The following is a 20,254-nucleotide window of genomic DNA, read 5'->3' on the forward strand; positions in this document are numbered from 1 at the left end:
GAATAAAAAGAGGTAATTATTCTTTATGGTTATTAATTAATTTTTTAAATCCCTAAACAGCATTACCTGTTCTAGGTTCATTGGGTATGATCTCAGCTCTTTCGTAGTTAAAAACCAAAAGTATAAAATCAATATGTTTTAAACTGATGGCTATTAACTTGAAAAGCACCCCTTTTTGAGAACGCCGCAAAGATATGTTCTATTTTAGAATTACGAATTACGATTTTAGATTTTTTAATCTAAATCTGGTTTCTTTCTATTTGCTTTTTTATTGGAAAGATTACGTTTGTTTTTTAATCGTTTTCTAATAACTGCTTTTGGAACTTTAGTAGGGATACGCTTTTTTGGAACAACCAACCCTAGGCGGATTAATTCTAAAAAGCGTTTTATAACAAGTTCTTTATTTTTATGCTGGCTTCGGCTTTCACCGCATTGTAATATTAAAACACCTTCTTTAGTTAACCGTTGCCTTAACTTATTTTGAAGACGTTTTTTTTGTGCTTCGTTAAATGCGAGTGATTCTGTTAAATTAAAGGTTAACTCAACTTTTGAAGACACTTTATTTACATGCTGCCCACCACTTCCTGAACTTCTAATGGCCTTAAAGCTCAATTCTTGCAGTATGGCTTCTTCATTAAACATGGTTTATACTTGGTGTGCAGCTTTAAGTAAGTCATTAACTGTTTTTACAGGATTGAAAGTACTTAAAGGAACCTCAACAAAAATAGAGTTCCAATAGGCCATACTGCCATTCCATAATCCAGGAAGTTCTAATGCTTTTATATCTATTCCATTTTGAGTTTTTAGGGTTATAAAAGCGGCCTCTGGGTCTACAAACTCTTTAAGGTTGAACTTTTCTCCTTTATAGTTTTTAACACCACAGACCAAATCTGTTGGATTAAAATGAGTGGCATTTTTCACAATGTCCTGCTGTGCTTTATCTTGAATATTGATTTGGGCAAACTCTACTATTTGTAATGATATTTCGCCACTTTCGTCTTTTACCCAAAATGGCCCTCCTCCTGGCTCCCCTTCATTCTTAACCATGCCACATACCCGAATGGGGCGATTTAGTTTTTCTTTTAGATATACTTTTTTCTCTTCCAAAGTAAAATCTTCAAAGTCTGCGTTAATGGTAACATGCATCTTATTAGATAAAAATAATGCTATATCTAGAAGTGCTTCTTCTAAAACAACAGGAGCATCAAGCTTGCGCAAAAAAGCAAAAACCTGTTCCTGAACTTTTATTAGAACGCCTGCAAGCAGTTTTTTGTACTCTGAAACCTCAATATTTTTATCAGAAACCACAATATTGTCTACATTTTTAATAAAAATAATGTCGCTATTTAAATCGTTTAAATTTTCCAATAACGCGCCATGTCCTGCTGGTCTGAATAAAACAGAGTCATCCCCATTTCTAAAAATAGCCCCTTTAGCTGTTAATGCAACCGTTTCTGTCGCTTCTTTTTGATATGAAAACGATACATTAAAAGTCGTATTGGTTTGTTGTTCCAAATCTTCCTTAAAACGATTTAACTCATCCATAAAATACGCATGGTGCTTTTCTGATACCGTAAAATGAAGGTTTGCCTTATTGTTTGATGATGCGTACAATGTCGATTCAAATAAATGCTCTTGAAAAGCTGTTATGGCCTTGTCTTCATATTGATGAAAAGGAAGTAATCCTTTAGGTAAAAAACCATAGTTAAGGCTATTTTCATTCAACATGGTTTTTACAAATTGCAAATATTTTTCATCTGGCGACAAGTTATCAAAATTTGACTTTTCTTGTTTGGCCTTCGATACTACCTGATTATAAAAAGGGAACTTTTCTAAATTGGATACAAAAGTTTTAATAGCTATATCATGGTGTTTTTTGGCATAATCTTCAATACTTTCTTTTGAAGGATCAAAGTTTTTCAAAAACTGAAATAAAAACTTAAACATTCTGGTGGCCGCTCCAGATGCAGGCACAAACTTTAATGAGGATAAAGCACTTCGCTTTGATTCGTACAGCCCTATAAAATCTTTCTTTTCGTGCTCACTAAAACTCTCAATCCCTTTTCCTATAGTCGCTGCGGCTGCTAAGTTAGAATAGGACATACCATTTTTTATACGGGACACCTGTGCATTAACTTGCTCTAAAGTCATGCCTTTATTTTGTATTTGTTGAAGATCTTTTTCGGTAAACATGCATTATTTTTTTAATAGCTTATCAATATGTTTAATGGCCGTTTCCAAGCGTTGTTTTTTATCACCTTTAAGTAGCACATAAGGTTTGTTGTTTTCTATTAATTCATTTTGAAACGCTTGAAACATCTTTTCCCTATGCTCAGGTTTATCTCGCAAATCATCAGCTTCCCAAGGCGTATCGGTATAAGTCAAAAAATATAAATGGTAAGTATTCTCTACTGCGTATTTTTCAAGTGTTGGGTCACAACTTCCTGAGTAATAAGCTTCAGAATACACTTTGGTTTCTAACAAATCGGTGTCACAGATTAAAATGGAATCGGTTTTTTTTGCCAACTCATTTTCTAATCTCATCTGTCCTTCTGCAATGGGCAACAAATCATCTGGCTCACAAGTTTTACGCTCATTATTCCATTTGTTTTGAAGATATTCCCGTGCATATTCTGGTACCCAAACAGAATTGTAATGCCTAGCCAACTGTTTAGACAAGGTTGTTTTACCAGTAGATTCTGGACCGAACAAAACTACTTTTATACAGTTTGCAGGTTCTTGTTTATATTTTTCTTCCATGCTAAATAACCAAATAGTGCTATAAATGTAAACATTAAATATTGGAGACTGGTAAACGTGAACCCTTTATAAAAATATAGTGGTACTGATATAATATCCCCCACTATCCAAAAAAGCCAATTTTCTAATTTTCTTCTTGCCATTAACCACATGCCAACAAAAAATATGGCTGTTGTAAGTGTATCTACATAAGCCACCCAACTGGTCCATTTATCAAAAGTTTTGTAAACTAAAAACACAAATAATAAGGTTGCTAAAAATATAAGCCCGCTAATCTTTTTTTCTTTGACTGTTGTTGTTGAAATTGGTGTTACGTGTGTGTCATCTGTTTTTCTTGTCCAAATATACCAACCATAAACGCTCATTATAAAATAATACCCATTTATCATCATATCTCCCAAAAGTTCCCATTTGAATAATAAATACACAAATATTATGGTACTGATCATACCTGTTGGAAAAACCAAAACCTTATTTTGTTTTGAATACCAAACAGAAAGAAACCCGAAAATAATCGCTATGACTTCTAATAGTATATCGATTGTCTCATAATCAGAATATTGTCCGAAAAAAAAATCAAAAATGGGGTTCATAATCGTGTCTGTCCGATTTTACAATCTTCATATATAACAAGCCTCTTTCCATAAGTTCAAAAGCTTCTTTAATCTCTGTGGTAAGGAGTTCCATCACCTCATCATAATCACCATACACTTGTGTACTTAAAGGGTTTTCTAAAACCTTAAAGTTTGAAGCTCTTAGTTTTTTTATAAAATGAATAATGGCAGGCTCAAAATCGTTCTGCAATGGGGTTATAGTTAACTCTACTGATATTTTCATTAAAATTTTTATTTTCATTTCCACGAAAGTGGAAATCTTTTACTTATCCTAATTATTACTTTTTATGAGATACCGAAACAAGTTCAGTATAACAATTTACTCTCATAAATTGTCAAAAAAAGACTCATCTTCTTCAAAAACTGTACCAATGACTACTAAATCGGCCCCCGCATGATATGCATTTTCTAACTGCTTTTTACTTCTAATACCACCACCAACTATTAACGGAATATTTACTGCTTTCTTTACACATGATATAATTTCTTTTGAAACCGCAAGTTTTGCACCACTCCCTGCTTCAAGATAAATCAATTTCATTCCTAGTAATTCGCCTGCTTTTGCCGTATCAACAATATTTTGAACATTAGTTCTTGATAGAGGTTCTGTTCCTGTTACTTTTTCAACGGCCGTTTCTTTTCCGCTTTCAATTAAAATATAACCTGTTGAAATGACCTCAAGATTTGTTTTTGCTAATTTCGAAATAGACCTTATATGTTTGCCTATTAGATACTCCGCATTTCTTCCTGAAATCAAAGAAAGGAATAAAATAGCATCTGCTCTGCTCGTAATTTGGGTGACATCTCCTGGAAATAAAACAACAGGGAGTTGGGTATGTCTCTTTATTTCTTCGACCAGAACACTAGTGGCATACCGATCAACAGTACTACCTCCCACAAAAATATGAGTCGCTATAGATACATTCACCTTTTTAATAATACCTGATACTTTATCAAGCTTTATTTTATCAGGATCTATTAAAACAGCCAGTTGCTTTTCTCCATTGGAAACCAATGCCGATATGTCGTTATAAATATGTTTCATTTAAGCAATGGCATAGGCACAGGTAAATCCTTCAAACTCTAAAAATCGAATATTATAACGATGCTTTTTTGCTTTATAATCAACCCAAGCGATCGTTTTATCATCATTATTAGAAAACGGAATGACCAAACAGTGTTTTTGAAAACTCAACCCAGGGGTTGCGAATAGTTTATAAAGTGATTCTTTTACACACCAAATAGCGGTCAACTTCTCTATATAATTTTTATCGTCCTTAACTAAATAATCATGCTCATAACCAATAAATTTATGAGCTATTATGGTAATCTTATCCCGTTGTTTTTCAATATCTATTCCAACAATTAAATCACTAATAATAATTGCCGAAAAATGAAAAGAATGCGTAATAGAAATTTGCTTGCCATCTTGTAAATGTGGCTTCCCATTTTCATCGTAAAACAAATCTGAATCTTCATACCCAAATTCAGCTAATAAACAGCGAACGCTTAAAAAACCGCGCCGATGTATGTCGCTTTTCATACCTAAAACACGCTCTAAACTTTTAGGTTTTAATCGTATGGATTGCATTAAATGATCATAAGACTCATCAATCTTCCAGATTTTAACAGTTGTTTGCGAATTTGGCCTTATGGTTTTATATAGCGGCATTTACTTTTGTAAAAGTTATTAGTTATCTTTGCACCTCATAATTAAGGTTGTGTTTTTTGATAAGCGAATTTAACTATTTAAGAGCTAATCACAATCTTGTTTGGGTTTAAAAACTAAAAGAAAATATTGATATGAGTACAAAAACAATTCCTTATATAGCCAACAAAGTAAAAGATATTTCTCTTGCTGAATGGGGGCGAAAAGAAATAGAATTAGCCGAAGCAGAAATGCCTGGGCTTATGAGTTTGCGTGAAGAATACAAAGACTCGCAACCTCTTAAAGGAGCCAGAATCGCTGGATGCTTACACATGACCATTCAAACGGCTGTTTTAATTGAGACTTTACAGGCTTTGGGAGCAGAGGTTACTTGGAGTTCTTGTAACATATTTTCTACGCAAGATCAAGCTGCTGCTGCGATTGCTGCTGCTGGAACGGCTGTTTATGCTTGGAAAGACATGACAGAAGAAGAATTTAACTGGTGTATAGAGCAAACGCTTTTCTTTGGTGAAGACAGAAAACCGCTCAATATGATACTGGACGATGGTGGCGATCTAACCAATATGGTTTTAGATAAATATCCAGAATTAACTTCTGGAATCAATGGTTTATCTGAAGAGACTACAACAGGTGTACACAGACTTTACGAACGTGTAAAGAAAGGGACATTACCAATGCCTGCCATTAATGTTAATGATTCGGTTACAAAATCGAAATTCGACAACAAATACGGTTGTAAGGAAAGTGCTGTTGATGCTGTTCGTCGTGCAACAGACATCATGCTTGCTGGAAAACGAGTAACCGTTTGTGGTTATGGTGATGTAGGTAAGGGCACTGCCGCTTCTTTTAAAGGCGCAGGAAGTATTGTTACCGTGACAGAAATAGATCCTATTTGTGCATTACAAGCTGCTATGGATGGTTTTGAAGTTAAAAAACTGGAAACTGTTATTGGTAATACTGATATTGTGATTACTACGACAGGAAATAAAGACATTGTTCAAGCACGTCACTTTGAAGCTTTAAAAGACAAAGCTATTGTTTGTAATATTGGGCATTTTGATAATGAAATAGATATGGCTTGGTTAAACAAAAATCATGGCCATACTAAAAATACCATCAAACCTCAAGTGGATAAATATACGGTAAACGGAAAAGACATTATCATTCTTGCCGAAGGTCGTTTAGTAAACCTAGGTTGTGCTACTGGTCACCCAAGTTTTGTAATGAGCAACTCATTTACCAATCAAACTTTAGCACAGATAGAGCTTTGGAACAATGCCGATGCTTACGAAAACAAAGTATATATGTTACCAAAAGCTTTAGATGAAAAAGTAGCTAAATTACACTTAGCCAAAATTGGCGTTGAGTTGACCGAGCTTCGTGAAGAACAAGCTGAATATATTGGCGTTACTGTTGAAGGCCCTTATAAGCCAGAGCATTACAGATATTAATCTGTTATTCCCACGAAAGTGGGAATCTCATGAATAAATTTAAATTATTGACCAGTCCTAAAAAAAACTGTAACGTTTTTTTTAGGACTGGTCACAACTTAGCTTTGGTTTATTTTTGATTGACTCATAGTTATTTATACTTTAGAAATAATTATGTCCTATGAAGATAAGAAAATAAAAGTCCCTAGATTCAATGAAGCATCTGGGTTTTATACCACAAAGAAACGCTCTAAAATAATGAGCAGGATCCGTGGTAAAAACACCAAGCCCGAAATGCTCTTTCGCAAAACACTTTGGAAAAAGGGCGTTCGGTACAGAGTGGATAACAAACAACTTCCCGGACGGCCAGATGTAAGCATAAAAAAATATAAGCTTGCTATTTTTATCGATGGCGAATACTGGCACGGTTATAATTGGCATGAGCGTAAGGACAAGTTAAAAACAAATCGTGATTTTTGGATTCCTAAGATCGAAAGAAATATGCAACGCGACAGGGAAGTCAACCAACAATTAAAAGATATGGGGTATACCGTATTTCGATTTTGGGCTTACGAAATAAAAGACAATCTAAAAACCTGTATCAATGATGTTATGGTATATTTAGATATTGAAAAGTTTAAAATTTATTAAATTCCCTTTTACTTATAAATAAACTTTTTAAATCACATTAATAAAAACTGAATGCCCGTAATCATACATAGTGCCCTTTTTTCTTTCGGAACGACGTGAAGAATCTCTTAAAAATTCAATATATTGTTTTACAGCAACATAAGATGCTTTTCTCTGAAAGACAAATTATCCCTTGGTTTATATTATCGCACAAGGCTTCATAAACATGGATTGTTTTATTCTGAGCCAAGACTAAACCATGTAAAAAAAAACGATTTTTTTCATTTTATTTTAACGAAAAACCAGAAAATATCGCAAGCATTTAAGAGCTTGTTATGTCATAAAAATACTCGTTAATCATCAACGATATCCTTCTCAAAATACCACCACAAACTAGATTCAATAGACGTTTTCATTTTATTAATATCTACATCATCTTTTAAAAACACAGTAATGTTTTCGTCCGCTCGATTTTGACCAACACTTTCCCTTATTTCTATAAAATCTATTTCAACAAAATGCTCTAAATGAGCTTTAATTTCATTGTCTAAAGATTCATCAGCTAAAAAAATTTTGATAGTTTGCTGACTCGGCGAGTTTCTTATTTCAGATCTAAAAGGTAGCATACTATATAGTTTTAAGTAAGACAATTTACATATTGCGACTACATACCCCCAAGTTAAGAATTTATTCCTATTTTTTATAATTATTTTTAACAATGCACCATAAAAAAACAGCTATTTTAAATATACTTTTATCTCAAATAGGACAAAATATTCCCTATAAGGATAAAAGCAACTCAATAGTTTCTAAAGCTAATATATAGCTAAATCCATATAAAATAACATGAACCTTCAGAGTAAAAAACCGAATTTCTTCGTTAAAAATACTCGCCGTAACTAAGTTATGCCTACGCTTTTTATCTTGAACTTCAATTTTTTATTTCTAAATATTCTATGCCATTTTATATCGACCTAGCTATAGGTTGGCAATTAGACCATTCTTTAAAAGTAATAAATAGGGTTTGCGAGTCTTTAGAGCGATCTGACCCTAAGGTATTACAAAAAAAATAATGCCATAAGAAGTATATTATTTGCTTTCTGTTACATACCAAGAGGCCGAGCTAAAGCCCCAAAAATTGTGAAGCTTCCAAATTTAATTTCAACAAGCGATTTGCAAACACAACTCGATGAAGCAAAGAAACATATAAACAACATACCCTTTCTTGACAAAAACGCTCATTTTAAACATTTTATATTTGGAGTTCTATCAAAAAATAAAACGCTTCGCTTTTTAGAAATGCATACGAAACACCATTTAAAAATAGTCTATGATATTTTGAATAGATGAAAGAGACCTGAAAAGTAAAACACATGTCATATTGAGCGCGTCGAAATATTTTATCTTTTTAGATCATCAATATCGGGTTTCGACAAGCTCCTTTAGATTTGTATAATACCTTTTCAGGTCTTTAAAACAAACTTGGGTATTCTATTCCAATAATTTAAGTTTTTTTAAATCGTGATAAAAGAAATTCTTTTCATCGTTCATGGAAACAAATAATCCATTAGGAAACTTATTTCCTAATGCGGTAGTTGTAACATCGCACCCATCAGTCTCGATAGTTCCTAAATTAATTTCCTTAATAAATGCATTCGTCTCTAAATCGAAAACATTAAACGTATGTGCTTGCTGGTTTGACACAATTAAAAATCCCTTATCCTGATATTTAGCAATAGCTATCCCTTCAATATCCTCTTTAAAGTACTCGCTTCCAAAACAGTAAATTTCCTCATCTCCTTTAGAGGGCTCTGCATGATATTTACGAATACAATGCATCTCATCGGAATAATACACAATGCCTGCCTCGTTATCTACAGCTATAGCTTCTATTTCTTTTTTACCACTAAATTCGCCAAACTTTCTAACGAGTTTAGAGTGCACACCTAAGCTATCTGAAGTTAAATAATATTGATATAAATACCCCTTTTTAGGACCTGTCTTTCTACCCACAATAGCATACAATTTTTGGGTTTCTGGTGATTTGTAAAGTGCTATGCCCATTGGTAAATTTGTTTCAGGTTCTTGTGCATCTGTAAAAACAGGAAAACCGCCATGATCCAACGGTTTCATATCTGGGACAGAAAACAAGCGTATTTGTTGACGTTCTCTTTCTGTAAATGCAATAACATCGACTTTAGTGGAGTCATTCAATTGAAAACCATATTCCAAATCAATATTATTTGGTCGCTTTAAATTCCTTATTGTTTTGTCTTCAATAATTTTACCATCTAAATCAAAGGCATAAATAGCACCTTCTGTATTTTTATCGGTGCCAAAAACAATACTCTTGGAGGCATCTTTCGAATTAATCCATATAGCAGGATCGTCTGTATCATACAATGTTGTTTCGGTAATGACATCGGCTATAATTTCAGGTAATTTTTTAGCGCATGCCATTACTATAACAAAACAAACAAAAATAATGTTCACTCTAAGCTTTTCCATTATTGTTTTTTATTAAATAAGTCATATTTTATACCAAACGTGATGCGTCTTCCATAATACTCTACTTGCATGGTTCTATTTTTAACACCCTGAAAATAACGTAACGGCTGGTCGGTGATATTATTTAAATCGAAGTAGATACTAAGTCCTTTGTTAAATGCATAAGAAACATTAAAATCCAACAAGAATTGTTCATCGTAATACCTATCTTCGAAAGTACTTCCTCCAATTTCATCTATATAAGCATCAGAATAGTTAGCTGATAAACGTAGATTTAATTTTTTATCAGAATAACCCAAAGATCCATTAAACATATTAGGCGCTGTACCTGGTAAATCCAAATCTGTTCTTTCTTCTCCATCAGAATTCCTAATACCATCTGCACTTGATGTTAAATAAGTATAATTTAACATCAAGCTAAAGTTTTTAGCAAACCCTGGCAAGAAATCCAACTGACGCTGAAAACCAACCTCTGCTCCAAATATATTAGCATTATCACCATTTTGTGGCTGGAAACTATCAAATCCTGTCCCTGCATCCTCAAACTGAAAGGTATAAATAAAATCTTTTATGCTTTTTTGAAATATACCTCCAGAAATAATGCCAACACTACTAAAATAGTGCTCCATCATTAAATCAAAGTTCATAGATGTCGTAGCACTTAACTCTGGGTTTCCTAAGAATATTTCTTCATCATCTGCAACAATATCTATACTAGGTACAACATCTACATAATTTGGTCTAGCTAATGTGTTAGTCCATGCAAATCGTAAAATCGTATGATCATTTACATGATATTTAAAATGAACCCCAGGCAGTACATTTATATAATTCTTATTGGCAGTTATAAGCCCTAAAACATTTTCTTCATCTTCAATTTGGTTTCCCGTAGCTTCAGTCTTGGTACTTTCTACTCTCACACCAACTAATACATTCAATTTATCTGATAGTTTTTGATTTGTCATGATATAACCAGCATAAACATGTTCTTTTACTTCATAATTAGCTCTAACATATTCGCTTGGTACATCTGAAATATCAAATAGCGATGTATTGTTTAAATCTAATTTCCCTAAAAATGCAGGATCTACAAACATGCCTGCCGCATACTTACTTCCTGCTAAAAAATCGGGATCTGTTTGGTCTGTTAATGGTAAAGCACTTAAATCATCAAATGCAGCGTTTGTAGGTTCGAATTCGAAAAAATTATTAGTTCTTTCTTTATCCTTTATTTTTAAACGCCCTCCAAATTTTACGAAACCGTCTCCTTTATTAAAAAAATCGGCCTGAAGTGTAAAATTTGCAAAAAAGTTAAAATCTTTTTCTTCCGTGAACTGATTTTCTTCTGTAATTTCTTTTAGACTAAAGTTACTTAATGCAACATCACTAGCATTTACTGGTGTAATTAATGGGAATTTTTGATTGGCAAAATCTGTATTAAAAGGAATAGGGTCGCCTCCGTTGGTTTCCTCTAATTCATATTCAACATAACGCTCGTTTAATCGCTCTTCTGAGGCACTTGCGTAAGATGCCAACCAATCAAATTCTATTTCCCCAAATAAATGCTCCCCTCCCAAGCTATAATTTTGCATACGCTGATCTTCAAGACGTGCATTTTTATTTCTGTTATTATCGATGCCTCCTTTTGTTTGTCTACTTATTTCTCCCTCGTAACCAGTAATAGTTTCTGTACCACTAGCAAATATTGGTTCAATACTTCCATATTGAAGTGCAAAACGATTTTCCCTATCATCCCTCCAATTATACATTGATTTTAGATGAATCGTATTATTAACATCGAAAGCATAATCTAAATTCGCAGAAAAACTTCTTCTAATACGTTGTACCAAATACGTTCTAATATCCGATTCTTCTACAAATGGATCTACCTGGATATCTTCTCCAGAAACTGGGCTTTCTACTTCATTTACCCATTCTGCTTCTACGTTGTCCGAACCAAAATCACTATCATTGATAGATGTAGAAAGCATCCATCCAAATTTATTATCTTTTGATCTATCTCCTACTAAAAATGATCCGTTTATAATTCTTTTGTCTGTAATAAAATTAACTCCAGAGCCTACAGTTGCCGCTACCCTAAATCCGTTTGGAGATGTTCTTGTTACCAAATTTACAGAGCCCCCTAGCGCATCGGCATCCATATCTGGTGTCACAGCTTTATTAACTTCTATAAGCTGAATCATATCTGATGGAATTAAATCCATTTGTACATTTCTGTTATCACCTTCGGCAGAAGGAATTCTACTCCCGTTTAACGTCACCGAATTTAATTGAGGCGCTAAACCTCTAACAATAATATTACGTGCTTCTCCCTGATCTACTTGCATTGTAATTCCTTGGATACGCTTTATGGCATCTCCAATATTTGCATCGGGAAACTTACCTATCTGGTCTGTTGAAACGACATTTGTAATATTCTGTTTATTTTTTTGAGCATTAAGTGCTTTTGCCTGGCCACTATTATACCCTGTTATTAGAACATCATCCAACTCCAAGTTTTCTGGAGATATGGCTATGACAACTTCTGCTGTTGTTCCTGCTTCAACATGAACTTCTTTTTCTGTATCTGCATATCCTAAATAAGTGATTTTTATTGTTTGGGTTCCGGAAGGAATATTAACCAACAAAAAGCTACCATCAAAATCTGATGTAGTCCCTTTATTCAGTGATTCGATCAATACATTTCCAAAAGGAATTGATAAGCCATTTTCGTCAATAATTTTCCCTTGAATATTCCCTCCTTGAGTGAATCCAAGAAAGCCAAACGATAATGTAATAAATAATAATACGTAATTTTTTCTCATGATTTTTTGTTAGTTGAATACTAGGCGAAATAACAAAAATGATGAGCAAAGAATTTTAAGTGTTTTTTATATAATTGTTATGGATACATATAAAAAAATCTTGTTTTACTATTACTTAACATTAAAATTAACTTTTAGAAATGTGCCAATAAAAAATTTCTAACAGGTTACTTCAAGATAAATTCAGGCTACTGAGTACACAAAAAAAGATTGGACACGAATGGCACAAATTTTCACAAATTATTCAGACTATTGACAGGTTTCAAGGGATCAAGAACAAAAGTTGTGTGTGCGAATTAATTTAAAAAGTCATACTCTAAATGAATCATGCTGTTTAATGATTAACTTTTCTTTGCTCGTCCAAAGAAAAGTAACAAAAGAAAGGACGCCCCTTCGTAGGAATTTCTTCTTTTGCTAGCGCTCAAGAAGAACCAAGCCCAAAACTTGGCGTCGCCCCATCGCTCCATCCTAGGCGGTGCTCCTGGTTTTCCAAGTTTTGGGCTTTATTCTTACGAAGGGTCTGGCTTGCCTCATGGCCTGTTCTTAACGATGATCTTGGAGTCTTCATCGCGAGGACGTTTAGGACGTAGAAATCTGTTTTTTTATAAACACAACAATTAGTCTTGATCCGTTTCAAGCCTATATAGTCTAGGGATTCTTATTCATGCCATGTCCAATCTATTCCATAATGTATTGGATTCGTGTGAATTTGTGCCATTCGTGTCTTTTTTATAGATGTGTACTCTCGGTAGTTTTGAAAAGGGAGGATAATTTCGATCTTGTCGAAATTTAGGAGGGTCAAACCAAAATAGGTCAATGACAGGTTTTCTCTTTAGATAAACCAAAACTTTTACCTGCACACAACTTTTTGAGCATGGTCCCTTCTGTGCAACAAACGTGGGCCAATAAAAAAACCCTTCCTGTTTCCAGAAAGGGTTTATGCTTTAAAAAGAAAATGGTTTCTTAAGCCTCAAAAGGCTCAATAGAAACATAAGATTTATTGTCTTTTTTCTTTGTAAACTTTACAACACCATCAACTCTAGCGTGTAATGTATGATCTTTTGAAGAGTAAACATTCTCACCAGGGTGGTGCGTGTTACCTCTTTGTCTAACGATAATGTTTCCAGCTATTGCAGCTTGACCACCAAATATCTTTACACCTAAGCGTTTCGATTCTGATTCTCTACCGTTTTTCGAACTTCCGACTCCTTTTTTATGTGCCATTTTATTTCGATTTTAGTTTTTTAAAATTAACTTAAAGCAGCAATTAAATCAGCTTTCTTCATAGAAGAAATTCCTTCAACACCTTTAGCTTTAGCCATCTCTTTTAATTCAGCAACAGTAAGTTTACTTAAATCTTGAGTAGCTTCTGCCTTTTTAGCAGCAGGCTTTGCTTTAGGTGCAGCAGTTTCTGCTTTTTTAGTTGCTTTTGCCGGAGCAGCTTTTTTAGCTCCCTCGCTTTCAGCTTTGGCAGCTTTCTTAGCTCCCTCGCTTTCAGCTTTGGCAGCTTTCTTAGCTCCCTCGCTTTCAGCTTTGGCAGCTTTCTTAGCTCCCGAAGCAGCAATGCTTTCTATTACGATTTCTGTTAAAGATTGACGGTGACCATTTTTAACACGGTATCCTTTACGTCTTTTCTTCTTAAAAACTATAACTTTATCACCTTTAAGGTGTTTTAAGACTTTTGCTCCTACTTGAGCTCCGTCTATAGCTGGGGCGCCTACAGTTACTTTGTCACCATCTGCTACTAGAAGTACATTATCGAAAGAAACTTTCTTACCTTCTTCTGTTTGTAAACGGTTAACAAAAACTTTTTGGTCTTTTTCAACTTTAAATTGATGCCCTGCTATCTCTACAATTGCGTACATAGCGTAACGTTTTTATTAATTAATTTGTTCAAAAAATGAGTGCAAATATACTGCTAATTAATTAAACTGCAAACGTTTTATTGATTTTGAACGATTATTTCTGCTTGTTTTTTTACCAAAAAAACTTCTAAATAAAAAGTATGATCCCAATTCTAATTTAAAATGGCTCAAATATAAGGTACTAAACCCGAGATCCTACGTGAATACTGAAACAAGTCCAGCACATGAAGCAGGGTTAACTCTACGATCTGTTTCGAATACTTTGCTTTGCAACTTTTCCAAACCAAGTTTTCCTGACACGCAATAAGCGTGGACTCATAATTTACCAGCATAGAAAATAAAATCCCCTAATAACGAAGAGGGATTTTTTATTATCAGTCGTTTCATAGATAAAAATGCTATTATTGAACTCATCTTGACTTTTACTATTTCCTAAAACCTGCCGGCAGGCAGGAATGGCTAAAATCTGTCCTTATTTCGTTACTTTTATTATCCGTAGCGATGCTATGCCTTTCTAAAAGTGCCTCATCTGGACAAATTTTATCTCATTTTAATTCACTAAATTCTTATTATCATAAATCGGAGTTCATGAATCTTCGATTTCGGTAAAACACATAAAGTCAAGATGAGTTCGTTATGAAAAACTTAAAAGAACAACTCAAAGTAAAAACAAAAACAATTAGTGAATTTATTAAAGGGCTACCTGCGGCAGCTTCTTACGTCTTAAGACATTAAACTGGAAACCACTTATAGGTGGTTTTGATTGAGATTACTGGTCTTTTTAAAAAACTGCATAACGGCAAGCACAACTACTATTGTTGTTGCAAATCCCATAATGGCAACTATAAAAGTCACCATACCAATGTCTATATTAAAACCACCTTTTATAGTTTGGAGCAATTCCGATAAAAAAGTAGGATGGATTTCTGTAGCATAAAGCAAGAAAAAAACAGTGAAGACCAATGTAGCGATAAAGCCTGTAACAACGCCCGTTTTAAATCCTTCTCCATAAGTAAAGGTTTCCAGGTTCTCATTTTTTTTCAAACGTACAGCTTCACAAATTCCGAAAGCAGTAATAACAGCATTAAAAAAACTAAAAGCTGGATTAATATGCTTATGGAATGCTGCTAAAATTAAAAAATAAGCAATTAACATAGAACTTGTAAGGAGTCCAAATCGAATGGAGTGCGGTATTCTTTTCATCTTTTTTACAAATTTATATGTACTTAAATTTCGTAAAAATTTATGTATTAAAATAATTTTGAAGCTGTTTTTTCAATTTAACCCATTGTTTATGAAGATAACTAACTACAATTTGGTGGTTTTTTGTACAATAAATATACCTCTCAAAAAGTAAAAATCTTGCCACTATTAATGTACTCAATAAATAGGGCTTAATTCTAACAATGGGGTTTTAATAAAGATTTTTTTGAAACGAACTCTCTCTTCTAAGCAGACGGTCACAGGTTCGAATCCTGTCGCGATCACTTCAATCCTCACTAGGTGGGAATTTGTTGTTTTTACAGGTTTCTGTACATGGGTACAACATTTTTTGAATTCCGTATTATTTAATATACTTTGTTATTTTTGATTTTCTAATACTTAATCTGGGCTTAATGCCATTCCTTCAAATCAACTTTAGTAATCACAAAATTTTGTTTTTTAATACAATAAACAGCTTTATTTAGTAGTTTTGTAAATAAATTAATACTTACAAAATAATGAATACATTAAAAAATATTATGGGCATAGCAATGATAGCATTCATGACTATTAGTTGCAAAAATGAAACAAAGCCAGAAGTAAAAACTATAGAAATTGCTAACGAGGCTTATAAAAAACTGGATCCAAATGCCACTTATGCTAAAGCTGAATTTACTATTGAGGGTATGACATGTGCTATTGGATGCGCAAAAACCATAGAGAAAAAAATTGCAAAAATGGAAGGTGTGAAATCTGCTACTGTAGATTTTGACAGAAAACTTGCCATGGTTGAATATAACGACGTTAAAGTAACCCCTACTTCTCTTGAAGAAACTGTTACAAAAGTCGCCGATATTTATAAAGTTAGCAACATGAAAACTGTTAATGTCTTTTCAGAAAAAGATGCTGCACAATAAATGACCTCAAGGTAAGGTCACGAGGCACTAAATTCCAAGAAAAGAAAAACAAGGGGGTTTTTAACTATAAAAAAATGCCTTATAAAAACAGTCCCGTTAAGCTTCCAGGTTTTATAAATCTGGAAGTTTTTTATTTCCATTCAATGGTTTCCATAATATGCTTGATGTCTTTTTGTAAATAATCGGCTGCAGGCAAAATCGAATCGTAATTAGGCTTTGCATAAAAATATAAGGAACCTGTTAAAAAGTGATTTACACTATCGGTTACATAAAACTGTGCGGGTGATGCTACATTTCCTTTAACTTCAACAAAACTCCCAAACACCTTCTTTTCTTTATCAACATATGGATACTCAGGAATTTCATCTGCTTTTGCCATATGTTTTTCTGTAAATTTTCTGGCATCACGTAAAAAACTCATTAAGTTTTTTTTATCATTTTCAATAGCCTTGTATGTTAAAAAAATCGTTCCCTTCATGGTTGGATATTCTAAATTTAGACCGTAGCTTTTAGTTGTAGCAACAACACTTTTTGAGTTAATTTTGCTAGCCAACATATTTCTTTCAAAAGTAAAAGGGGCATCGACCTTGGCTTCTATATATTTTGCTCTGGGGTAATCTAATCTTAAATACCCTTTTGGCTTTGGCACATAATCTTCTCCACACGACACAAACATCAAACCCCCTATGATTAAGGAGATTTTTAATAAAAAATGGAAAGCTGGCTTTAAAATCATATAGTGCTTAGTTTGCAGTGACAATATTCCGTCTTTTATAAAAGATTAGGTTATTGTAAATTTCACAAGTTTAATTCTCTTCTTGTCCAAAGCTTCTATTGTGAAAACGTAATTTTTAAAATTTATTTTACTATTTAGTTTCGGAAAACTTCCAGATATTTCCAATACAAAACCTGCAATGGTTTCCGCTTCTCCTTTATTCTCTTCAAAAACAGTCTCATCTTCAACTCGAATAACTTTATAAAAATCTTTTAAGGCCGTCTTTCCTTCAAAAACAAAATTATTATCATCTAGCTTGGAATACATCAAGTCCTCATCATCAAATTCATCGCTTATATCCCCCACAATTTCTTCAATAATATCTTCCAAGGAAATCAAACCGGAAGTACCGCCATATTCATCTACCACAACAGCTAAATGTACTTTTTTTTCTTGAAACTCAACCATTAAATCATCTAACTTCTTATTTTCAGGTACAAAGAAAGGCTCTCGTATTAAGCTTGCCCAATCAAACTGTTTTCTATCTATATAGGGCAATAAATCCTTTACATAAAGAATCCCTTTAATAGTATCTACATTATCCTTATAAACAGGAATTCTGGAATAGCCATTAGAAATTATTTCGGGCATGATCTCTGTATACTTTTGCTCTATATTTAACGCAAAGATATCTATTCGAGGGCGCATCACCTGTTTCGTATCTGTATTGCCAAAAGACACAATGCCCTGTAATATTTTATGCTCTTCTTTGGTGGTATCTTCTTCACTTGTTAACTCTAAAGCTTGAGAAAGCTGGTCAACACTTAAATTAGATTTTTGTTTTCCTAATTTATTATGAATCGTTAGTGTGACGCTCCGCATAGGCAAACTTACCGGAGACAATAACAAATCAAGAACTTTAAGAGGATATGCCATAAAAGAAGCAAATTTCACATTATTTCTACTGGCATAAATTTTAGGTAAGATTTCACCAAAAAGTAAAATTAGAAATGTTACAAGTATAACTTCCAAAAGGAATTTGAAACTTATTTTGAAAAAATACAGATCAAAAACCACATCTATCTTGTCAAAAATAATCTCACCTAAAAAGGCAAACAAAATAACAATGGCTATATTTATAAAATTATTTGCAACTAATATAGTAGCCAATAATTTTTTTGGACGTTCTAATAATTTTGATATAATTTCTATGCGTTTAGATTTCGCCTCTAAACGTTCATCAATATCATTTCTATTAAGAGAAAATAAAGCCACTTCTGCTCCTGAAATAAGAGCGGAACAAACTAAAAGCAAAAACAACAGGACAAAACCAATAACAACTGAAAAATCAATTGCAATTAATAAAGACTTAAAACTCGGGGGGTCAGGATCCAAATATTCTCTTTTTGGTTTAACTTAAATTAAAATGGAAGATCATCGTTTTCTTCTCCAACAGGCTCACTATTTGATGGCTGGTTGGCAGCAGGGGTTTGAGTTGCGGGCTTATTAGCCACTGCATTATTTTCACTCTCCTTTTTGGTTGAAAGAAATGTAAAATCGTGACACTGTACCTCTGTAGAATATCTTTCATTGCCACTATCGTCTTGCCATTTTCTGGTTTTTAACCTACCTTCAACATACACCTTATCGCCTTTACTTAAATACTTTTCACATATTTCAGCCCCTTTATTTCTAACAACAATGTTGTGCCATTCTGTATTTGTAACACGCTCGTTGGTTTGTTTATTTGTATACGTTTCATTTGTGGCCAAAGGAAACCGGCCAATACAGCCGCCTCCTTCAAAGTAATGCATTTTTACTTCATCTCCTAAATGCCCAATCAGCATGACTTTATTCAATGTTCCAGACATAATTATTATTTGCTTTTGAACGCAAAATTACAATATTGCATTTCATTTCTTTAAAATTAATAAAAAAATATGACTGTCCCATCCAAACTAATCAAAAATAAAAAATTCACCAATATTGTGATTTCCCAAGACAATTTTTGCAGACCCCTTAAATACCAAGGTGTTTGAAGATCATTTTTAAAAATTAAAAGCTTCAATAAAATTTCCTATTAGAATGGGTACTGCATAATGATGTATTTCATTTGTTGAAATACCTTGATCCAAAAGTCTATTTACATTTACAATCCAAAATTTGGTGTGTAAATGCTGATGGGACAATTTATGTACAACAACGTCTTTATTATATAGGGCTAATTTAAACGACATCCCTTTTATTAAGTTGTGCTCCTTAATAAGAGGCTTCAAAGTATTTATATCTACGTTCGTTTTGGTTTCAATTAAAGGGAATTGATATAGATTTTGCCAAATACCCTTACCCTTTCTTTTTTCTAAAACAGTCTTCCCATCTTCTGAAATAAATACCAAAAAATTAAAATACTTGTTTTTCGCTTTTGCGGATTTAATCTTAACTGGTAATTCATTTATTATATTTTTATTGAAAGCCATGCACCCTTTATTAAAAGGGCATACATTGCAATCGGGATTTTGGGGCTTACATTGCATGGCTCCAAACTCCATAATAGCCTGGTTAAAATCTGCTGGTTTTTTTTTATCGATTAATTCTTGGGCCAGTGCTTTAAACTCTTTTGCTCCTTTTGAAGAATTTATAGGTGTGTCAATTCCAAAATACCTCGACAATACCCTATAAACATTCCCATCAACAACTGCAGCAACCTCGTTAAAACAGATAGACGCTATGGCACTTGCTGTATAATCGCCTACTCCTTTTAACTTTAGCAAGTCTTTATAATTATTAGGGAACGCTCCTTTTAATTCTTTTACAATATATTTAGCCGCGGTATGTAAATTCCTGGCTCGTGAGTAATATCCCAATCCCTGCCATAATTTAAGTACATCACTTTCATCTGCCCTAGCAAGGTCAAAAACCGAAGGAAACTTTTCAATAAATGAGATATAATATGGAAGCCCTTGATTAACTTGTGTTTGTTGCAAAATAATTTCCGATAACCATATACAGTAAGGATTTTTTGTTTGTCTCCAAGGAAGCTCACGCTTATTATTTGAATACCAGCGAATTAAAATTTCTGAAAATATCATTTATTGAATATATATAGCACACAAAAATA

21 protein-coding genes and 1 riboswitch are annotated in these 20,254 nt (G+C 33.3%); of the genes, 3 read left to right on the forward strand and 18 right to left on the reverse strand.

Annotated features, from left to right (window positions below; all coding sequences use genetic code 11):
* Positions 1-32 precede the first annotated feature (32 nt).
* Positions 33-183: riboswitch (TPP riboswitch) on the reverse strand.
* Between the two features lie 51 nt (positions 184-234).
* The 7 genes from arfB to PQO00_RS01145 form a co-directional block, all read right to left on the reverse strand.
* A complete protein-coding gene (gene arfB / locus PQO00_RS01115) occupies positions 235-642 on the reverse strand; it encodes an alternative ribosome rescue aminoacyl-tRNA hydrolase ArfB (RefSeq protein WP_274182976.1) in 408 nt (135 codons plus the stop codon).
* Between the two features lie 3 nt (positions 643-645).
* The gene (locus PQO00_RS01120; protein WP_274182977.1) at positions 646-2,193 is read right to left on the reverse strand and encodes a DUF4301 family protein; all 1,548 of its coding nucleotides are present in this window, start codon (positions 2,191-2,193) and stop codon (positions 646-648) included.
* A gap of 3 nt (positions 2,194-2,196) precedes the next feature.
* A complete protein-coding gene (locus tag PQO00_RS01125; protein ID WP_274182978.1) occupies positions 2,197-2,760 on the reverse strand; it encodes an ATP-binding protein in 564 nt (187 codons plus the stop codon).
* Positions 2,721-3,353, reverse strand: coding sequence for a nicotinamide riboside transporter PnuC (gene pnuC, locus PQO00_RS01130; RefSeq protein WP_274182979.1), 633 nt, complete (start codon positions 3,351-3,353; stop codon positions 2,721-2,723). Before pnuC ends, PQO00_RS01125 begins: the two co-directional genes overlap by 40 nt.
* Positions 3,337-3,597, reverse strand: a complete 261-nt coding sequence (locus tag PQO00_RS01135) for a thiamine-binding protein (protein ID WP_274182980.1) — start codon at positions 3,595-3,597, stop codon at positions 3,337-3,339. The genes pnuC and PQO00_RS01135 overlap by 17 nt, the downstream gene beginning before the upstream one ends.
* A gap of 102 nt (positions 3,598-3,699) precedes the next feature.
* A complete protein-coding gene (locus tag PQO00_RS01140) occupies positions 3,700-4,419 on the reverse strand; it encodes a geranylgeranylglyceryl/heptaprenylglyceryl phosphate synthase (protein ID WP_274182981.1) in 720 nt (239 codons plus the stop codon).
* The gene (locus PQO00_RS01145; RefSeq protein WP_274182982.1) at positions 4,420-5,046 is read right to left on the reverse strand and encodes a 4'-phosphopantetheinyl transferase superfamily protein; all 627 of its coding nucleotides are present in this window, start codon (positions 5,044-5,046) and stop codon (positions 4,420-4,422) included.
* A 131-nt stretch (positions 5,047-5,177) separates the two neighbouring features.
* Here PQO00_RS01145 and ahcY point away from each other — a divergent pair, with 131 nt between their 5' ends.
* Together ahcY and PQO00_RS01155 are read left to right on the forward strand one after the other, a co-directional pair.
* Positions 5,178-6,494 carry an adenosylhomocysteinase gene (ahcY, locus tag PQO00_RS01150; RefSeq protein ID WP_274182983.1) on the forward strand — a complete coding sequence of 439 codons (1,317 nt, stop codon included), beginning with the start codon at positions 5,178-5,180 and terminating at the stop codon, positions 6,492-6,494.
* Between the two features lie 153 nt (positions 6,495-6,647).
* The gene (locus PQO00_RS01155; RefSeq protein WP_274182984.1) at positions 6,648-7,124 is read left to right on the forward strand and encodes a very short patch repair endonuclease; all 477 of its coding nucleotides are present in this window, start codon (positions 6,648-6,650) and stop codon (positions 7,122-7,124) included.
* Positions 7,125-7,456: 332 nt separating this feature from the next.
* On the opposite strand, the gene PQO00_RS01160 is transcribed toward PQO00_RS01155, so the two are convergent.
* The 7 genes from PQO00_RS01160 to PQO00_RS01190 all read right to left on the reverse strand — a co-directional run bounded on the left by PQO00_RS01160 (position 7,457) and on the right by PQO00_RS01190 (position 15,504).
* On the reverse strand, positions 7,457-7,729 hold the full coding sequence (locus PQO00_RS01160) for a hypothetical protein (RefSeq protein ID WP_274182985.1): 273 nt from the start codon (positions 7,727-7,729) through the stop codon (positions 7,457-7,459).
* Positions 7,730-8,594: 865 nt separating this feature from the next.
* A complete protein-coding gene (locus PQO00_RS01165; protein WP_274182986.1) occupies positions 8,595-9,611 on the reverse strand; it encodes a phytase in 1,017 nt (338 codons plus the stop codon).
* Positions 9,611-12,436, reverse strand: a complete 2,826-nt coding sequence (locus PQO00_RS01170) for a TonB-dependent receptor (protein WP_274182987.1) — start codon at positions 12,434-12,436, stop codon at positions 9,611-9,613. The genes PQO00_RS01165 and PQO00_RS01170 overlap by 1 nt, the downstream gene beginning before the upstream one ends.
* 421 nt (positions 12,437-12,857) lie before the next feature.
* On the reverse strand, positions 12,858-13,004 hold the full coding sequence (locus PQO00_RS01175; protein ID WP_274182988.1) for a hypothetical protein: 147 nt from the start codon (positions 13,002-13,004) through the stop codon (positions 12,858-12,860).
* 395 nt (positions 13,005-13,399) lie between these two features.
* On the reverse strand, positions 13,400-13,660 hold the full coding sequence (gene rpmA / locus PQO00_RS01180; protein WP_274182989.1) for a 50S ribosomal protein L27: 261 nt from the start codon (positions 13,658-13,660) through the stop codon (positions 13,400-13,402).
* A 26-nt stretch (positions 13,661-13,686) separates the two neighbouring features.
* Positions 13,687-14,301 carry a 50S ribosomal protein L21 gene (gene rplU, locus PQO00_RS01185; RefSeq protein ID WP_274182990.1) on the reverse strand — a complete coding sequence of 205 codons (615 nt, stop codon included), beginning with the start codon at positions 14,299-14,301 and terminating at the stop codon, positions 13,687-13,689.
* 747 nt (positions 14,302-15,048) lie between these two features.
* On the reverse strand, positions 15,049-15,504 hold the full coding sequence (locus PQO00_RS01190; protein ID WP_274182991.1) for a DUF4199 domain-containing protein: 456 nt from the start codon (positions 15,502-15,504) through the stop codon (positions 15,049-15,051).
* Between the two features lie 518 nt (positions 15,505-16,022).
* Here PQO00_RS01190 and PQO00_RS01195 point away from each other — a divergent pair.
* Positions 16,023-16,421, forward strand: a complete 399-nt coding sequence (locus PQO00_RS01195; RefSeq protein ID WP_274182992.1) for a heavy-metal-associated domain-containing protein — start codon at positions 16,023-16,025, stop codon at positions 16,419-16,421.
* Between the two features lie 130 nt (positions 16,422-16,551).
* Here the strand turns inward: PQO00_RS01195 and gldD are convergent, their stop codons facing one another.
* The 4 genes from gldD to mutY all read right to left on the reverse strand — a co-directional run bounded on the left by gldD (position 16,552) and on the right by mutY (position 20,225).
* The gene (gldD, locus tag PQO00_RS01200) at positions 16,552-17,157 is read right to left on the reverse strand and encodes a gliding motility lipoprotein GldD (RefSeq protein WP_274182993.1); all 606 of its coding nucleotides are present in this window, start codon (positions 17,155-17,157) and stop codon (positions 16,552-16,554) included.
* Positions 17,158-17,202: 45 nt separating this feature from the next.
* Entirely contained in the window at positions 17,203-18,531 is a 1,329-nt protein-coding gene (locus PQO00_RS01205) for a gliding motility-associated protein GldE (RefSeq protein ID WP_274182994.1), read from the reverse strand.
* Between the two features lie 26 nt (positions 18,532-18,557).
* A complete protein-coding gene (locus tag PQO00_RS01210; protein WP_274182995.1) occupies positions 18,558-19,007 on the reverse strand; it encodes a single-stranded DNA-binding protein in 450 nt (149 codons plus the stop codon).
* Positions 19,008-19,184: 177 nt separating this feature from the next.
* Positions 19,185-20,225 carry an A/G-specific adenine glycosylase gene (mutY, locus tag PQO00_RS01215; protein ID WP_274182996.1) on the reverse strand — a complete coding sequence of 347 codons (1,041 nt, stop codon included), beginning with the start codon at positions 20,223-20,225 and terminating at the stop codon, positions 19,185-19,187.
* Positions 20,226-20,254 lie beyond the last annotated feature (29 nt).

Source organism: Flavivirga sp. 57AJ16, from assembly GCF_028736925.1.
Lineage (GTDB): Bacteria > Bacteroidota > Bacteroidia > Flavobacteriales > Flavobacteriaceae > Flavivirga.

Coding starts and splice junctions, on each gene's coding strand:
- PQO00_RS01155 (WP_274182984.1), top strand. CDS start 6,648: ATGTCCTATGAAGATAAGAAAATAAAAGTCCCTAGATTCAATGAAGCA.
- PQO00_RS01140 (WP_274182981.1), bottom strand. CDS start 4,419: ATGAAACATATTTATAACGACATATCGGCATTGGTTTCCAATGGAGAA.
- PQO00_RS01120 (WP_274182977.1), bottom strand. CDS start 2,193: ATGTTTACCGAAAAAGATCTTCAACAAATACAAAATAAAGGCATGACT.
- PQO00_RS01175 (WP_274182988.1), bottom strand. CDS start 13,004: ATGAAGACTCCAAGATCATCGTTAAGAACAGGCCATGAGGCAAGCCAG.
- PQO00_RS01135 (WP_274182980.1), bottom strand. CDS start 3,597: ATGAAAATATCAGTAGAGTTAACTATAACCCCATTGCAGAACGATTTT.
- rpmA (WP_274182989.1), bottom strand. CDS start 13,660: ATGGCACATAAAAAAGGAGTCGGAAGTTCGAAAAACGGTAGAGAATCA.
- arfB (WP_274182976.1), bottom strand. CDS start 642: ATGTTTAATGAAGAAGCCATACTGCAAGAATTGAGCTTTAAGGCCATT.
- PQO00_RS01165 (WP_274182986.1), bottom strand. CDS start 9,611: ATGGAAAAGCTTAGAGTGAACATTATTTTTGTTTGTTTTGTTATAGTA.
- rplU (WP_274182990.1), bottom strand. CDS start 14,301: ATGTACGCAATTGTAGAGATAGCAGGGCATCAATTTAAAGTTGAAAAA.
- ahcY (WP_274182983.1), top strand. CDS start 5,178: ATGAGTACAAAAACAATTCCTTATATAGCCAACAAAGTAAAAGATATT.
- PQO00_RS01210 (WP_274182995.1), bottom strand. CDS start 19,007: ATGTCTGGAACATTGAATAAAGTCATGCTGATTGGGCATTTAGGAGAT.
- PQO00_RS01160 (WP_274182985.1), bottom strand. CDS start 7,729: ATGCTACCTTTTAGATCTGAAATAAGAAACTCGCCGAGTCAGCAAACT.
- PQO00_RS01145 (WP_274182982.1), bottom strand. CDS start 5,046: ATGCCGCTATATAAAACCATAAGGCCAAATTCGCAAACAACTGTTAAA.
- gldD (WP_274182993.1), bottom strand. CDS start 17,157: ATGATTTTAAAGCCAGCTTTCCATTTTTTATTAAAAATCTCCTTAATC.
- PQO00_RS01125 (WP_274182978.1), bottom strand. CDS start 2,760: ATGGAAGAAAAATATAAACAAGAACCTGCAAACTGTATAAAAGTAGTT.
- PQO00_RS01195 (WP_274182992.1), top strand. CDS start 16,023: ATGAATACATTAAAAAATATTATGGGCATAGCAATGATAGCATTCATG.
- PQO00_RS01170 (WP_274182987.1), bottom strand. CDS start 12,436: ATGAGAAAAAATTACGTATTATTATTTATTACATTATCGTTTGGCTTT.
- mutY (WP_274182996.1), bottom strand. CDS start 20,225: ATGATATTTTCAGAAATTTTAATTCGCTGGTATTCAAATAATAAGCGT.
- pnuC (WP_274182979.1), bottom strand. CDS start 3,353: ATGAACCCCATTTTTGATTTTTTTTTCGGACAATATTCTGATTATGAG.
- PQO00_RS01190 (WP_274182991.1), bottom strand. CDS start 15,504: ATGAAAAGAATACCGCACTCCATTCGATTTGGACTCCTTACAAGTTCT.